This window comes from Mesorhizobium sp. WSM4848 (genome assembly GCF_055811375.1).
In genome coordinates, this window is record NZ_JBVVPX010000007.1 from 179,203 (window position 1) to 195,181 (window position 15,979).

The 15,979-nt window shown below is 62.9% G+C and carries 15 protein-coding genes; 14 read left to right on the forward strand and 1 reads right to left on the reverse strand.

All coding sequences use genetic code 11. From position 1 onward, the window contains the following. Positions 1 to 18 precede the first annotated feature (18 nt). Positions 19 to 1,050, reverse strand: a complete 1,032-nt coding sequence (locus AC0L16_RS10080; RefSeq protein WP_473620532.1) for a LacI family DNA-binding transcriptional regulator — start codon at positions 1,048 to 1,050, stop codon at positions 19 to 21. 369 nt (positions 1,051 to 1,419) lie between these two features. On the opposite strand from AC0L16_RS10080, the gene AC0L16_RS10085 reads away from it, so the two are divergent. The 14 genes from AC0L16_RS10085 to AC0L16_RS10150 all read left to right on the forward strand — a co-directional run bounded on the left by AC0L16_RS10085 (position 1,420) and on the right by AC0L16_RS10150 (position 15,778). After that, positions 1,420 to 3,033 carry an extracellular solute-binding protein gene (locus AC0L16_RS10085; protein ID WP_473620534.1) on the forward strand — a complete coding sequence of 538 codons (1,614 nt, stop codon included), beginning with the start codon at positions 1,420 to 1,422 and terminating at the stop codon, positions 3,031 to 3,033. A 78-nt stretch (positions 3,034 to 3,111) separates the two neighbouring features. After that, a complete protein-coding gene (locus tag AC0L16_RS10090) occupies positions 3,112 to 3,972 on the forward strand; it encodes a carbohydrate ABC transporter permease (RefSeq protein ID WP_473620536.1) in 861 nt (286 codons plus the stop codon). Next, positions 3,969 to 4,937: a carbohydrate ABC transporter permease gene (locus AC0L16_RS10095; protein WP_473620537.1), complete on the forward strand. Its 969-nt coding sequence runs from the start codon at positions 3,969 to 3,971 to the stop codon at positions 4,935 to 4,937. Before AC0L16_RS10090 ends, AC0L16_RS10095 begins: the two co-directional genes overlap by 4 nt. After that, positions 4,934 to 6,022: an ABC transporter ATP-binding protein gene (locus tag AC0L16_RS10100; protein WP_473620539.1), complete on the forward strand. Its 1,089-nt coding sequence runs from the start codon at positions 4,934 to 4,936 to the stop codon at positions 6,020 to 6,022. The genes AC0L16_RS10095 and AC0L16_RS10100 overlap by 4 nt, the downstream gene beginning before the upstream one ends. A 200-nt stretch (positions 6,023 to 6,222) precedes the next feature. Next, positions 6,223 to 7,302 (forward strand): ABC transporter ATP-binding protein, encoded by a 1,080-nt coding sequence (locus tag AC0L16_RS10105; RefSeq protein ID WP_473620541.1) that lies wholly within the window; start codon positions 6,223 to 6,225, stop codon positions 7,300 to 7,302. Positions 7,303 to 7,337: 35 nt separating this feature from the next. Beyond that, positions 7,338 to 8,450: a Gfo/Idh/MocA family protein gene (locus AC0L16_RS10110; RefSeq protein WP_473620542.1), complete on the forward strand. Its 1,113-nt coding sequence runs from the start codon at positions 7,338 to 7,340 to the stop codon at positions 8,448 to 8,450. A 26-nt stretch (positions 8,451 to 8,476) separates the two neighbouring features. Next, positions 8,477 to 9,391: a sugar phosphate isomerase/epimerase family protein gene (locus AC0L16_RS10115; protein WP_473620544.1), complete on the forward strand. Its 915-nt coding sequence runs from the start codon at positions 8,477 to 8,479 to the stop codon at positions 9,389 to 9,391. A gap of 25 nt (positions 9,392 to 9,416) precedes the next feature. Further along, entirely contained in the window at positions 9,417 to 10,358 is a 942-nt protein-coding gene (locus tag AC0L16_RS10120) for a sugar ABC transporter substrate-binding protein (protein WP_473620546.1), read from the forward strand. A gap of 61 nt (positions 10,359 to 10,419) precedes the next feature. Beyond that, complete coding sequence (locus AC0L16_RS10125; protein WP_473620548.1) at positions 10,420 to 11,424, forward strand: ABC transporter permease; 1,005 nt, start codon at positions 10,420 to 10,422, stop codon at positions 11,422 to 11,424. After that, on the forward strand, positions 11,421 to 12,203 hold the full coding sequence (locus AC0L16_RS10130) for an ATP-binding cassette domain-containing protein (protein ID WP_167378918.1): 783 nt from the start codon (positions 11,421 to 11,423) through the stop codon (positions 12,201 to 12,203). The genes AC0L16_RS10125 and AC0L16_RS10130 overlap by 4 nt, the downstream gene beginning before the upstream one ends. 16 nt (positions 12,204 to 12,219) lie before the next feature. Beyond that, the gene (locus tag AC0L16_RS10135; protein WP_473620549.1) at positions 12,220 to 13,401 is read left to right on the forward strand and encodes an aldose 1-epimerase family protein; all 1,182 of its coding nucleotides are present in this window, start codon (positions 12,220 to 12,222) and stop codon (positions 13,399 to 13,401) included. A gap of 91 nt (positions 13,402 to 13,492) precedes the next feature. Beyond that, the gene (locus AC0L16_RS10140) at positions 13,493 to 14,581 is read left to right on the forward strand and encodes a fatty acid desaturase family protein (RefSeq protein ID WP_473620550.1); all 1,089 of its coding nucleotides are present in this window, start codon (positions 13,493 to 13,495) and stop codon (positions 14,579 to 14,581) included. Positions 14,582 to 14,624: 43 nt separating this feature from the next. Further along, positions 14,625 to 14,939: a MocE family 2Fe-2S type ferredoxin gene (locus AC0L16_RS10145; protein WP_023798633.1), complete on the forward strand. Its 315-nt coding sequence runs from the start codon at positions 14,625 to 14,627 to the stop codon at positions 14,937 to 14,939. A 38-nt stretch (positions 14,940 to 14,977) separates the two neighbouring features. Then, positions 14,978 to 15,778 (forward strand): 3-methyl-2-oxobutanoate hydroxymethyltransferase, encoded by an 801-nt coding sequence (locus tag AC0L16_RS10150; protein ID WP_473620552.1) that lies wholly within the window; start codon positions 14,978 to 14,980, stop codon positions 15,776 to 15,778. Positions 15,779 to 15,979 lie beyond the last annotated feature (201 nt).

Genomic DNA, 15,979 nt, shown 5'->3' on the forward strand with positions numbered 1-15,979 from the left:
GACAGTGCCACAGGCCGTTCAGATCTCCGGGATGCTCTCCCTGAAGATCACCTGCAGCCTCGGCTGGTGCAGTTCGTAGGGCAAGCCCCTGATCGCGTGGGCCAAGGTGTTGAGCGCTTCGCGGGCCTCGACGCGCGGGTTCTGGTCGATGACCGCATCGAGTGTGCCGTCGAGCAAGAGGTCCTTGGTGCCTTCCGTCACCTCATGGCCGAGAAACACGGTCGACAGCGCCCGGCCTCGCTCCTTGAGTGCGCGAGCGATGCCGGTGTTGCCGGCGCCGACATTGTAGATCGCGGCCAGGTCCGGGTGCCGGTCCAGCAGAGCGGAGGCCTCCAAATAGGCCTTTTCCCGGTCGTCGAGCATCTCGCGCATCTCGACGATCTGCAGATTGGGCGAGTCTTCCGTCAATATGTGGCGGAAGCCCATCTCGCGCTCCTCATGGCCGCGATAGGAGAGCGAGCCGGCGAACAACGCGACCTTGCCCGGACGATCGGCGGCCATGAAGCGGTTGAGCAGGTAGCCGGCGAGCCGGCCGGCGGCGCGGTTGTCGATGCCGATATAGGCGACCCTCGGCACATGCAGGATGTCGGACGCGATGGTGACGACCTTGACGCCGCTGGCCGATAGCGAGCGGATCGCCTCGCGGACCGTCGGATGGTCGAGCGCGATGACGCCGACGCCTTGCGTCTGGCCGCGCAATTCCTGCAGCAGGCGGGCAAGTCGGTCGGGATTGAAGCCTTCGATCGTGGCGACGCGCACATCGAGGTCTGGCCGCAATTGCGCCTGCGCCTCGATATGCCGGTGCAGCATCTTGATGAAGGAATTGGTGCCGGCGGGCAGGGCGAAGTCGAGCCGTATGACATCGCCGGGCGGTGCGTGGCGCGGGGTCGGGCTGTTCGAATTTTCAGCGATGTAGCCAAGCCGCTGCGCCGTCTCCAGCACGACTTCGCGGGTGCGCGCCCTGACCCCGGCGCGGTTGTTGAGCACACGATCGACCGTCGCGGCTGAAACGCCAGCTTCCCGGGCTATGTCTGTCAGGGTGGACCGCACAGTCGATCACCTCATGCTAGTGCGCTACAGGCGCATCAAAATCGCGCCTTCAACGGTTCGAATGCCGGCGCTTCATGCCATCCGCGATTCTGATGGGAAATGATGTATCCGGCCTTAGCCGATGCGCAAGCCGGGGCTACACCAAATCGTCGAGCCGCGCCGAAAACGGCCGGTGCTTCGTACGATGCCCTCAAGCCCCTCAAATTCAAGCAGCGATTGCGATGTGATGATCTTGGTCGACTGCATTTTTCCTCCATTTGCGATGTTGTGATGTGTTTTGATTATTTATGATGTTGACAGGCTTCCCCGGTGCCGTCAATATCCATCATGAGGGCCGTTGAGGAACAAGGCCCCGAGGGAGGAGTTCCAATGTCTGATATGATCCGCATGTCGCGGCGCCGTCTGCTGGCGTCCGGTGGAAAGGCGGCCGTGCTTGTTGCCGCCGCAGGTATCGCACCGAAATTCATCCGTCCCAGCCGCGCCTATGCGGCCGACGCGCTGGCACCGGGCATGATCGGCGGCCCGACGGGCTTCGACGGCTCGGAGCGCTATCAGTATGGTCCCGACACGCCGGAAGGCCGCGCCATCGAGGCGGCCAAGGCGATGAAGGGCGCCGGCAAGGCGCCGGCCAAGATTGTGCTCGGCCTGTCCGACGGATCGATCGGCCAGCTGACGCAGCCGTTTCCCGCCGGCGCACCTTCGATCAAGGATCTGTGGGAAAAGGAAACCGGCATTCCGCTCGAAATCGTCGGTGTGCCGAACGGCCAGGAATTCACCAAGACGATGCAGGACATCTCCACCAAGGGTGGGGCCTATGACATCTACGCGGTCGAATGGAACCGTCTCGGCGATCTCGCTGAAACCGGCGGCATCCTGAAGCTCGACGACTTTGTCGCCCAGTACAAGCCGGAATGGGACGACCCCGAGCGCGGCTACGTCGACGGCGCCAAGGGCGTCTCGCTGCTCAACCAGTATCGCGGCTCGACCTATGGCGTGTCGCTGGACGGCGATTTCCAGACCTGGGTCTATCGTACCGATCTGTTCGGCGACGCGGCTGAGAAGAAAGCCTTCTCCGACAAGCATGGCTACGAGCTGGCGCCGCCGAAGACCTGGAAGCAGCATGACGAGATCGCCGCCTTTTTCCAGCGCCCGGACAAGGGTCTGTTCGGCTCGACCGATCTGCGCAACCAGGGCTGGGGCTACACCAACTGGTATCAGCGTTATGTCTCAATGGCTTCTCCCAATCAGTTCCTGTTCGACGACAGCGGCAAGCCGCTGATCAATTCGCAGCAAGGTATCGCGGCGACCAACGAGTACATCGCATCGCTGGCCCATCATTCGCCGGACGCCATCTCGTGGGGCTGGCCGGAGCAGTACGGCAATTTCGCCAAGGGCGGCGCCGCCATGACCTGCGCCTTCTCCAACCTGCCGAAATTTTTGGACAATGCCGGCAACAAGGATTCAGCTGTCACCGGCAAGATCGGCTCGATGCTGCCGCCCGGCCGCGAGATCGACGGCAAGCTGATCAGCCGCTCGGTGTTGTGGCTCAATTTGTCGGCTTCGGTCTCCTCGCAGGCCAACAATCCGGAGGCCTGTTACCTGTTCCTGCAGTGGCTGGGATCGAGCCGCATCTATGCCTGGATGACCGCCAATCCGGGCGGCTATTTCGATCCGTTCCGGCTGTCGGATTTCTCCGACCCGCTGGTCCGCCAGACCTATCACGCCTATCACATGGATGTGGTGCGCGAGACGGTCGCCCGCACCGTCCCGACCATCAACCATCCCGGCGCCACCGCCTTCCACAACGCGCTGGACGAGAACCTCGTCGCCGCGCTGACCAAGGCCAAGACCGCCGAGCAGGCGATGGCCGACACCGAGGCCGAATGGAAGAAAATCGCCCGCCGTACCGGCGAGGAGAAGCTTCTCGAAGCCGTCAAGGCCAATAAGGAGGCCTGGCCGACCGTTCTCGATCCGGTCAGCTGATCCTAATCCCCGGATCCAAAATGGAGGCGAGGAGTTGGCGCTTCGCCTCCGCAAACGATGGACCAGCAAAGCTGCAAGATGAAGCGTCCCGTTCCCTTCGAAATATTCCGCTATGCAGCGATCCTCGCGGCCATCGCGGTGACGCTGGTGCCGATCCTGTGGATGGCGTCGATGGCCTTCAAGCCGATCGCCGAATGGTCGGCGACCGGCGCCGAGCTGACCTGGTGGCCGAAGGATCCGACGCTCAGCAATTTCCGCTTCGTCTTCGGCGAATCGACCAACAACCTGATCGTCGCGCTCGATCGCACCGCCCTAAAACCGATCCTGTCGTCGCTGCTGTCGTCCACGTTCGGAACGGCGATTGCCATGTCGGCGGGCACCGCGGCGGCCTACGGGCTGTCGCGCTTCGGCTCGGGCCAGAACCTGCCGCTGGCGCTGATCCAGCTCCGCCTGTTTCCGCCGATGGCGGTGATGACCCCTGTCATGATCATGTGGGCCTTCCTCAACTTCACCGACAGCTGGTGGGGGCTGTCGCTGATCTACGGCATCGTCACGCTGCCCTTTGCGTTCTGGCTGATGAAGACCTTCTTCGACGACATGCCGCGCGAGATCGAAGAAGCGGCGCTGGTCGAGGGCTGCTCGCGGCTGCGCGTCTTCACCCGCATCACGCTGCCGATGATGCGCGCACCGCTGGCCAGCGCTGCGCTGTTCGTCTTCATCCTCAACTGGTCGGACTATCTGATCGCGCTGCTTTTGACGACGCGCGAATGGGTAACGGTACCCGTCTACATGGCCTCGCTGTCCTCCTCGATGACCGGACAGCTCTATGGCGCCAAAGCGGCACTCGGCCTGATCGCCGCGGTGCCGCCTGTGATCATGGGTATCGCCATCCAGCGCCATCTGGTGCGCGGACTGACCTTCGGGGCGCTCAAGCAATGAGCCCGGTCAGCGCCACGATTTCCTCCATTTTGGAAGACAACAGCGACCCGGTCCAGGCAAAGCCGGTATTGCCGGACGAAGGAGCAAAGCTCGGTTTCCGGCTGACCTTGCCGGCGCAGATCCTGGTGCTGTTCATCGCGCTCTTCCCGCTCTTGATGCAGCTCTATATCAGCCTGACCGACTGGTCGCCGCTGTCCGGCCTCGGCTGGTGGAGCGCCTGGTCGCTGTGGAACAATTTTGCCAACTACACCGACTTGGCCGCCGACGCGCGCTTCTGGAGCGCGCTGAAGCGCACGGCCATCGTCATGATCGTCTGCGTGCCGGCGGAATTCCTGCTCGGCCTGGCACTCGCCACGCTGTTTGCCGACGAGTTTCCGGGCAAGCGGATCTTTTATTCAATCCTGCTGATGCCGATGATGGTGGTGCCGGCGGTGGCCGGCTACATGTTCTTCATGCTGTTCCAGTCGGGCGGCCCGGTCAACGACATCCTGTCGGCGCTATCAGGCTTTCCCGTCACCATCGCCTGGTTGTCGGACCCGACGCTGGCGCTCATCGCCGTCATGGTCGCCGACATCTGGCAATGGACGCCGCTGATGTTCCTCATCCTGCTTGCCGGCCTGGTCGGCGTGCCCGAGGACCAGATCAAGGCGGCGACGCTGCTCGGCGCCAATCCCTGGCAGCGCTTCGTCACCATCGTGCTGCCGAAGATGAAGACGATCATCATCATCGCGCTGGCGATCCGGGTGATCGAGAATTTCAAGATCTTCGACACGCTCTACATCATGACCGGCGGCGGTCCCGGCGTCGCCACCGAAACCATCTCCGTCTACATCTACAAGCTCACCACCCAGGATCTGATCTGGGGCTATGTCGCGGCGATCGCGCTGGCCATCCTGATCGTTTTGTCCATCACCGCGGTGTTTGCCATGAAGCGCATGGCGCGAGCGCGGGAGGTACCGGCATGAGCGCCATCCATTTGCAGAACCTGGTCAAGAAGTTCGGCGACTTCACCGCGCTGAAGACGATGGATCTTGCCATCGCCGACGGCGAGTTCATGGCGCTGCTCGGACCATCGGGCTGCGGCAAGTCGACGACGATGAACATGATCGCCGGCATGGAGGAGCCGACCAGCGGCAAGATCCTGTTCGGCGAGCACGACATGGAAGGCGTGCCGATGGGGCGCCGCGGCGTCGGCTTCGTCTTCCAGAACTATGCGATCTTCACCCATATGAGCGTGCGGCAGAACCTCGCCTATGGCCCCAAAATGCGCGGCGCGACAAAAGCCGAGATCGGCCGCCGCGTCGGCGCCATTGCCGAGATGCTGCAGCTGACGCCGCTGCTCGACCGCAAGGCCGACCGGCTGTCGGTCAACATATTGCAGCGCGTGGCGATCGGCCGTTCAGCGATCATGGAGCCGGCGATCTTCCTGCTCGACGAGCCGCTGTCCAATGTTGACGCCGCCTTCCGGGCTGTGATGCGGACCGAATTGAAACAGCTGCAGCGTCAGTTCCGGCAGACCATGGTCTATGTCACCCACGACCAGCTCGAAGCGATGACCATGGCCGATCGCATCGCGGTGATGGACCATGGCGTGCTGCAGCAGGTCGGCACGCCGCTCGAGGTCTACAACGATCCGGCCAATGTCTTTGTCGCCCGCTTCATCGGTGCGCCGGGCATGAACCTGCTCAAGGGCAGGCCGGCGGAAAGCGACCGTGGCCTGGTCATCGATCTCGGGCCGCTCGGTGTCACGCCGCCGCTGCCGGACAATCTCGCCCCGGCGGTGAGGGCCGCGCGCGGAGAGGTGCTCTACGGCTTTCGGCCTGAGCAGGTGATTCTCTCGGACCGCGGCCTGTCGATGCCGGTAACGTTCGTCGAGCGCATCGGCGCGCGCACCATCGTCCATTTCGGCCAGGGCGAGAACGCGGTAAAGGCGGTGTTCGACAATGATGTCGGGCTGGCGATCGGGCAGGCAGCAGTTGTTGCGCCGGCCGCTCAGTCGGTGCGCGTCTTCGACGCTGGCACTGGTCGCGCCATCAGGGCGGGAGTCTGAGATGCTCGTGCAAATATCTCTACGTCGGCGCCGCCCCTCACCCTTACCCTCTCCCCGTAAAGTGACGGGGAGAGGGGGGCGCCGGCGTTGGAGCTTCACCCTTCTCCCCGTCTCTATACGGGGAGAAGGTCCCGGCAGGGGGATGAGGGGCAGCGCCAACGCCGATTGTTTGTCCGCAACCAGTGGAGCGGGCTGAGACCATGGCCGATATCGTCTTCCGCAATGTGACGAAACGCTATGGCGACACGCTCGCCGTCGACGACGCCTCGTTCACGGTCAACGACAATGAGTTCTTCTGCTTCTTCGGCCCGCCGCTATCCGGCAAATCGACGATACTGCGCCTGGTGCTCGGACTGGAGACCCCCGATAGCGGCGAGATCCTGATCGGCGGCAGGCCGGTCAATACGGTGTCGCCAGCCGAGCGTAATGTCGCCATGGTGTTCCAGAACCTGGCGCTGTTTCCGCATATGAGCGCGCGCGACAATGTCCGCTTTCCCCTGGTCGAACGCCGGATCGCCGAGGCCGATATCCAAAAGCGTGTCGCCGACGTCGCGGCCAAGCTGCATATCGGTCACATCCTGCACAAGCCGCCGGCGCAGCTTTCGGGCGGCGAGCGGCAGCGCGTGGCGATCGCTCGGGCGCTGGTGCGCGACCCCAATGCCTATCTAATGGACGATCCGATCTCGGCGCTCGACGCCAGGCTGCGCGAGGAGACGCGCGTCGAGCTGAAGCGCATCCAGCGCGAGCTTGGCAAGACGCTGATCTATGTCACGCACGACCAGGAAGAGGCGATGTCGGTCGCCGACCGCATCGCCATTCTGGAGAACGGCAAGATCAGGCAGATCGGCGCGCCGGCCGAGATCTATGACCGGCCGGCCAGCACCTATGTGGCGCGGCTGCTCGGTTCGCCGATGATGAACATCTTGAAGTTGCTACGCGGCGAGGGCGGCGTCGAGGCAGCCGAAGGCACGATCCGCATCGCGGACAAGGCCGCGCCGGCCGATGCCGTCGAGATCGGGCTCAGGCCTGAAGACATCAAGGTCCGGCCCTGGCTGGATCGGGATGGAACGTCGGATGGGCGTGCGGGGCGCCCGGCGCGAGTGTTCGAGGTCGAGCCGCTTGGCGGCTATACCGTCGTGACACTCGCCGCCGGGCAGGCGCGTCTGCGGGCACTGCTACGCGGCCAGCCCGATATCATGCCGGACGCGATGGTGGCGATATCCTGCGAGCCGGGCAGGGTGCATTATTTCGGGCAAAGCGGGGGAGCGCTGGCAAGATGACGGCGGCTGCAAGGAACGAGCTTCGGGAGGAACATATGGCTGGCGAAGAAATAGCGGGCAAGGGCTTCGAGCCGGACGTTAAAGTCCGCACCAGGGAATTCAGGATCGGCTGCGTCGGCGCCGGCATGATCATGGCCGAGTGCCATCTTGCCGCCTATCACGAAGCTGGGTTTCCCGTGGTGGCGATCGCCTCGCGGACCAAGGCCAGCGCCGAGAAGGTCGCCAGGCGCTGGGAGATCCCGACCGTCCACGATACGCCGGAACCGTTGATCGAGGACGAAAATGTCGAGATCATCGACCTTGCCTTTCCGCCCGACCAGCAGCCGGCGCTGATCCGCCATGCGCTGAAGCAGACGCATATCAAGGCGATCCTGGCGCAGAAGCCGCTGGCGCTGTCGCTCAAGGATGCGATCGAGTTGCGCGACGAGGCGGCCAGGGCCGGCAAGATCCTCTCGGTCAACCAGAACATGCGCTACGACCAGTCGATGCGCGTGCTGAAGCAGATCATGGACAGCGGCGCGCTCGGCGACATCGTCTTCGCGCAGATTGACATGCATGCGATCCCGCACTGGCAGACATTTCTCGAGGACTATGACCGGCTGACGCTTGCCAATATGAGCGTCCACCATCTCGACGTGCTGCGCTTCCTGTTCGGCGATCCCGACGAGATCACCACGTTGACCCGCAAGGATCCGCGCACTCAGTTCGACCATTCGGACGGCATCACCGTTTCGACGCTGCGATTTCCGTCCGGCGTGCTCGCCGTGTCGCTGGAGGATGTCTGGTCCGGCCCGCGCCAGGACGGCTACAAGGACGACCAGCACATCAACTGGCGCGTCGACGGTAACAAAGGCGTCGCCAAAGGCACGATCGGCTGGCCGACGGGTTCTGCCTCGACGCTGACCTATGCCTCGACCGAGACCACAGGCGGCGAATGGGTGACACCCAACTGGGAGACAATGTGGTTCCCGCATGCCTTCATCGGCGTGATGGAGCAACTCCAGCACGCGGTGAAGACGGGTGAGCCGCCGGCACTTTCAGTCGCCGACAACGTCAAGACCATGGCGCTGATCGAAGCCGGCTATCGTTCGATCGATGAGGGTCGCACGGTCAAGCTGTCCGAAATCTCGATAAACCCAATCAACTGAATCGCTTACAGGGAGGATTTCACATCATGATGCAGGCAGGTATCTTCACGGGCTATTTCCCGTACGGCCTGAAGGAAACCGCGCAGAAGATCCGCGCGCTCGATTTCAACACGGTGCAGATCGACCTGCATTTCAGGGATATCGACCTGTCGGCCGGGCAGATCACCAAGGAAAAGGCCAGGACGGTTCGCGACACCTTCCGCGACCACAACCTGCCGGTGTGCTGCCTGTCGGGCTACACCAACATCATCCATCCGGACAGAGCGGAGCGCGAGAAGCGTGTCGGCTATCTCAAGGAGATCATCCGCAATGCCCGCGAATTCGGCTCGCCTTACGTGATCTCGGAAACCGGCACCTACAACACCGAATCCGACTGGGTGCATCACCCCAAGAACAAGACCGAGGAAGGTTTTGAGGAATGTCGCAACGTCATCGCCGATCTTGCCCAGACCGCCTACGACCACGGCGCGGTGTTCCTGCTCGAAACCTATGTCAACAATGTCGTGGGGTCGGTCGAGGAAACGGTGAAGATGTTCGCGCAGGTCGACCATCCCGGCCTCGGCCTTTTGATGGACCCGACCAACTATTTTGAGACGCACAACATCGACAGGATGGACCAGATCCTCAATCAGGTCTTCGACACGCTGACCGATAAGATCAAAATAGCCCACGCCAAGGACGTCAAGCGCTCGGGCGGCGATAAGTCGGAGAAGCACGCCGACATCGGCGACGAGGACGCGCTGGAGAGCCATACTTTCCGCGGCGTTGGCGAGATCGAGTTGCCGGCGCCCGGTCTCGGTTCGCTGAACTACGATCTCTATCTGCAGCGGCTTGCCGAAAAGCACCCGAACATCCCGGTCATCATCGAGCACCTTTCGGAAGACGACGTGCCACGCGCCAAGAAATTCCTCGACGAGAAATTCCGCGCCAACGGACTGTGACGGCCACGAAAAAGGGAGGAAGAGAATGTTGAGATTCGTATCGAAAGTCGCGGCTGCGGCGACCGTGTTCGCCGGTGTTGCACTGGCTGCACCGGCGCTGGCGCAGGATGCTCAGAAGATTTTCTACCTGCTGTCGCATGGCGGGCCGTCGGACGCCTTCTGGATCGACTGGAATGCCGGCGCGACCAAGGCCTGCGACCAGCTCAAGGTCACCTGCAAGATCTCGTTCAGCGGCGGCGACATGGCGGCGCAGAACGAGGCCTTCAACTCCGCACTTGCCGCCAAACCGGACGGCATCGCCACCACCTCCGCGCAGCCCGGCCTATGGACCGAGGAGGTCAAGGCAGCCAAGGCGGCTGGCATCCCGATCGTGTTCTTCAATACCGACGATCCGGCGACCGGCCGGCAGGCCTATGTCGGCGCCGACCTCAGGGAAGCCGGCGTCATCTGGGCGAAATATCTGGTCGACCACAAGATGGTGAAGCAGGGCGACAAGGTGTTCCTGCCGGTCGAAGTGCCGGGCGCCAGCTATCAGCAGCTCGAGACCGAAGGCATCGCCAGCGTCTTCGATCCGCTCGGCATCAAGTACGACGTGGTCGATTGCGGCACCGATCCGGCCGGCATCATCGCCAAGATGACCGACTACATGGTCGCCAACAATCCGCCGGCAATCATCGCGCTCGGCGATTCCGTGGCGGCCAGCGTCAAGCGGGTGTTCGACGGCGCCAGCGTGCCAGCCGGCAAGATCCCTGTCGTCGGCTGGGGCAATTCCAGGGAAACCGCCGAAGCCGTCAAGGCCGGGTTCGTCAACGCCGCCGCCTGGCAGTTCCCGTCAGCGCAGGGCTTCATGCCGGTGGCGCTGCTCGGGCTTGCCGCCGCGGGCGAACCGATCGGCTACGATATCCACACTTTCAGCCTCTACGATGCATCGAGCGTCGAACCGATCCTGAAACTCTACGACAAGTGATTGAAACTGACGCCCGCTGCGCAGGCGGCGGGCGTCACCCCGAGATATGGTCCAAGCAGTCATGACTATCGCCGCAGAACAGGAAATGCCGCGCTCCAAACGCAGGTCGAGCCTGATCCGCTCGCCGCAATTCTCTTCGCTCGTCATCCTGATTGTCCTACTTGCGGTGTTCGCGATCGCCGATGCGAACTTCATGTCGCCGCTCAACATCTCCAACATGATAGCGTTCCTGCCCGAACTCGGCATCATAGCGCTCGGCATGACGCTGCTTCTCACGGCGGGCGAGTTCGACCTTTCGGTCGGTGCCGTGTTCGGCCTCGCGCCGGTCGTAGTCATGCTGCTGGTGCAGAACGGCCAGGTTGATATCGGCGTGGCGCTGCTGGCCGGGCTATTGCTGTGCGTGGCGATCGGCGCCATCAACGGGCTGATCGTCACCAAGATTGGAATCTCCTCCTTCCTGGTGACGCTGTCGATGCTGCTCGTGGTGCGAGGGGCGGCGCTCTACATCACGCAAGGCTTTCCGCTGAAATCCTGGGACCACCCTGGCTTTTTCGTGACACTGCTGGCCGGCAGCTTCAATATCGGAACGTTCCGTTTCTATACCTCGCTGTGGTGGTTCATCGCCCTGTTGCTGCTGGCGATCTACGTGCTGCACTACGCCAAGCTCGGCAACTGGATCAGCGCCATCGGTTCGAACCGCAACGCTGCGGTGGCGCGCGGCGTGCCGGCCGATGCGGTCAAGGTCTGGCTGTTCATCCTGACCTCGGTGCTTGCCGGTCTTGCCGGCATGATCAGCGCCTTCCGCATCTCGGCCGCCTCGCCGGTGGCCGGCACCGGATACGAGCTCGAAGTGATCGCCATGGTGGTGGTCGGCGGCACGGCGCTGACCGGCGGGCGCGGCACCATCCTGGGCACCATCGTCGGCGCGCTGATGCTGCGCAGCATCCGCAACGGCATCGTGCTGATAGGCGTGCCCGGCCTCGCCTACAACATCTTCGTCGGCGTCATCATCCTCGCCATGCTCATCCTGCACGCTTTGCTGCAGAAGAACGCCGCCAGGAGCTGACCATGGAAGTGCTCCGGCTGCACAATCTGCAAAAATCCTTCGGCAGCGTGCGCGCGCTGAAGAGCGCCTCCTTCACGCTCAACGAGGGCGAGGTGGTGGCCCTGCTCGGCGACAACGGCGCCGGCAAATCGACGTTGATCAAGGCGATCTCCGGTGTTTTTCCCGTCGACCGCGGCGACATCTATGTGCGCGGCCAGAAGGTCTCGATCCGCTCGACGCGCGACGCCATGGATCTCGGCATCGAGACCATTCACCAGGATACGTCGCTGGCGCCGGACCTCAGCATTGCGCGCAACCTCTTTCTCGGCCGCGAGCCGGTCAATCTGAAATGGCTGGGCGTGTTCGCGCCGCTCGACCTCGCCAAGCTGCGCGATGCCGCCGCGGCACTTTTGAAGCGGGTCGGCATCTCGAAAAAGCTCGATGCCGATGCGCTGGTCAGCACGCTGTCGGGCGGTGAGCGCCAGTCGATTGCCATTTCGCGCGCCATGCAGTTCGCCGCCAAGGTCATCATCCTCGACGAGCCGACCAACAATCTCGGCGTCGAGGAAACACACGGCGTGCTGCGCTTCGTCAAGGAGGTGCGCGCCGCCGGCCATTCGGTGCTTTTGATCACCCACAACATCCATCACGTCTTTCAGGTCGCCGACCGCATCATCGTCATGCGCCGCGGCGAGATCGTCGCCGAGCAGACGGTCGCCGATACCGACCTGCTGACGGTGGAGAGCATCATCACCGGCGCCGACATGTCGGCGCTGCTCAAGGAGACGAGGGCAAAGTGAAGGAACTGGCCGTCACATGGTAGAGCTTTACGGCAAGACGCTTTCGCGCCGGCAGGTCTCGGAGCGGTCCGGCATGCTGTCGCAGTTCGCCGGTGTGCGGTTGATGATGCTTGGCGACGGGGTGGAGCGCGGCATACGCATGCTCGAATTCCGCACCGGCTCCGGCCTGCGCTTCACCGCGCTGGTCGACCGGGCGCTCGACATCGCCGATTGCGATTTTAGGGGCCAGGCGATCGGCTGGCATTCGCCGAGCGGCTTTCGCCATCCCGGCCTGCACGAATATGAAGGCGAGGAGGGGCTGGCCTGGGCGCGGTCGTTTTCCGGCCTGCTGCTGACCTGCGGCCTTGACCACATATTGTTCATGAACGAGGTCCCCGCCGACAGCTACAATTATCCGCCGAAGAAGACGGTGCGCCATTCGCTGCATGGCCGCGTCAGCACCATCCCGGCGCGATTGACCGGCTATGGCGAGACATGGGACGGCGACCGCTGCGTGCTGTGGGCCGAAGGCATCGTTCAGCAGTCGACGGTGTTCGGCGAGGATCTGCATCTGCTGCGGCGGATCGAGGCCGATGTCGGCGGCAACGAGATCCGGCTTTCGGACCGCGTCGTCAATCACGGTTTTAGCCGCACGCCGCATATGTACTTTTATCACATCAATGTCAGCCATCCGGTGCTCGACGAGGGCTCGCGCTACCTGGCGCCGATCCGCGACGTCGTCTGGGCGGGCCATGCCGGCGAGCGCTATGAAGCGCAGAAGGTCGGCTACCGCACGGCGCCGGCACCGCAACTGGGCTTCACGGAACAGGTCTGGCAGCACGAACTCGGCGCCGACGCCAACGGCGGCGTGCCGGTGGCGGTGGTCAACGACCGTCTCGGCCTCGGTCTCGAAGTCCTCACCCGCAAGCACCAGTTGCCTTGCGCCTATGAGTGGCAGAATTTCCAGGCTGGGCATTATGCGCTCGGCATCGAGCCGTCGACGCATCATGTGCTGGGCAATCTGGCAGCGCGCGAGCGCGGCGAGATGATCTGGCTGGAGCACGGCGAAAGCCGCTCCTACAATGCGGTGTTCCGGGTTCTCGACGGCGCCGGCGAGATCGCCGCCGCCGAGAGCCGGATCGCAGCGATTGCCAGGCAGCCGCGGGAGGATTATCCGCGGCCATCGGGTCATTTTCCTGTTCTCGGAGGCAGGTCGTGACAATGGCGAAGGCGACGCGAAACACCAGTTGGAAGGCTGGCCCCGGCCTGAGCGGGGAGGGCTCGCGGCCCATCAGGATTTGGAGGTCACAATGGCTGGCACAATGAAGCGCGACTACAGCCTGGTCGGCGAAAGCACGCGCAGGGCGATCGAAACGGGGCTGGCCTCGGCCGAATGGTACCACACCGACGTCTCCCGCAAGGCGATGAAGGAATTGATGCAGCGTTCCGACGGTCCGGCGATCCGCGATACGATCATCTGGATCTTCGCCATCCTGGCTTCCGCTGCCGGCGGCATTTATTTCTGGGGCACCTGGTGGTGCGTGCCGTTCTTCTTCGTCTATGGCGTGCTCTATGCCTCGGCCAGCGATTCGCGCTGGCACGAATGCGGCCACGGCACGGCTTTCCGCACGCGCTGGATGAATGATGTCGTCTACCAGATTGCCAGCTTCATGCTGATGCGCAACCCGGTGACCTGGCGCTGGAGCCATGCCAGGCACCACACCGATACAATCATTGTCGGGCGCGATGCCGAGATCGCCGTGATGCGCCCGCCGGATCTGCTGCGCACCGCACTCGTCTTCACCGGTATCCTCGACTTTCGCTATTCGCTTCCGGCACTGGCGCGTCAGGCGTTCGGCAAGCTGACGCCGGACGAGAAAAGCTACGTGCCCGAGATGGAACAGCACAAGGCAGTCATCGCCGCGCGCTGGCATGTCGCCATCTACATCGTCACAATCGCGCTCGCGGTTTTCATGCAGTCGTGGATACCGCTGGTGCTGATTGGCGGGCCGCGCCTCTACGGCACCTGGCACATGGTGCTGACCGGCCTGCTGCAGCACATCGGCCTGGCCGACAATGTGGTCGATCATCGGCTCAACAGCCGCACCGTCTACATGAACCCGATCAGCCGGTTCATCTACTGGAACATGAACTACCACGTCGAGCATCACATGTTCCCCATGGTGCCCTATCACGCGCTGCCCAGGCTGCACCAATTGATCAAGCACGATCTGCCGGAGCCGAACCCGTCGATGTGGCATGCCTATCGCGAGGTTTGGCCGGTCCTGCTCAGGCAGCTCAAATACGAGGACTATTTCCTCAAGCGCGAGCTGCCGCCGACGGCGCGGCCCTATCGTGGCGAGTTCCACGAAGTGAACATGTCGGCAGCAGCGGAATAGCACTGCGCAGCACAGCAAGGCGAAATTTCGGGAGAAAATAGAGATGGCCGATTGGGTCGAGGCGTGCGCTGTGGACGATGTCGACGAAGAGGATGTCATCCGCTTCGATCATGGCGGCCGCAGCTTCGCAATCTACCGTTCGCCGGATGACGAATTCTTCGCCACCGACGGCTTTTGCACACATGAAAAGGCGCATCTGGCCGATGGGCTTGTCATGGACGACATCATCGAATGCCCCAAGCACAATGGCCGCTTCAACTACAAGACCGGCCAGGCCAAGGGCGCGCCGGTCTGCGTCAATCTGCAGACCTATCCGGTGAAGGTCGAAGCTGGCAAGGTGATGATCCAGATCGCCTGACGGGCTTTCCGTTCACGTAACAAAGGGGACCAGAATCGATGAGCCGGAAAAGACCGACGGTGGCAGACCTGCGCGCCATGAAGGGCAAGCGGCAATTGACCATGCTGCGGGTGCTGACGATGGACGAGGCCGAGGCCGCTGAACGAGCCGGGATCGACATCGTCTCGGTGCCTCCGGAATTGGTGCTCAATCCGCAATACCGCGATGCCGCACCCAGCCTGTTCACCATGCCGGGCGACAATTTCTACGAGATCGGCACAGCCGACGATTTCGTCCGCTGGGCGTTCCGGCTCTACAAGGCGAGCGCCGACGCGGTTTATTGCAGTGCCGGCTTTGCAACTGTCAAACGGCTAGCCGATGACAATATCCCGGTGATCGGCCATGTCGGACTGATCCCGTCGCGCGCCACCTGGACCGGCGGCTTCAAGGCCGTCGGCAAGACCGCCGACAGCGCCATGCAGATTTTCGAGGCGGTCAAGCAGTACGAGGCGGCCGGCGCGGCCGGCGCCGAGATCGAAGTGGTGCCGGTCGAGGTGGCCAAGGCGATCTCGGAACGCACCTCGCTAATCATGCTGTCAATGGGGGCGGGCACCGGCTGCGATGCGCAATATCTATTCGCCGACGATATCCTTGGCCAGAACCGCGGCCACATGCCCCGCCATTCCAAGGTCTACCGCAATTTTGCCGCCGAATATGACCGCCTGCAGGCGGAACGCATCGCCGCTTTTTCCGAATATGTCGCCGACGTGAACAGCCTGGCCTATCCCGAGGACAGGCATGTTGTGCATATGGACCCGGACCATCTCCGTCTGTTCATGGAGAAGATCGACGCCGGATGAGACGCGCCGGCCAGGACCTGCTGTGACCTTCTCCCCTTGTGGGAGAAGGTGGATCGGCGCGTAGCGCCGAGACGGATGAGGGGTGCTGGAAGAAACGCGGCGAGAAAAAATTTGGGAATTTTAGCCCGTCTTCGCCGATTCGGCTGTGGATAAGACGAAATTGAAGATTTTCTGGTTTGGTAGGTCGTTGAATGTATTGGT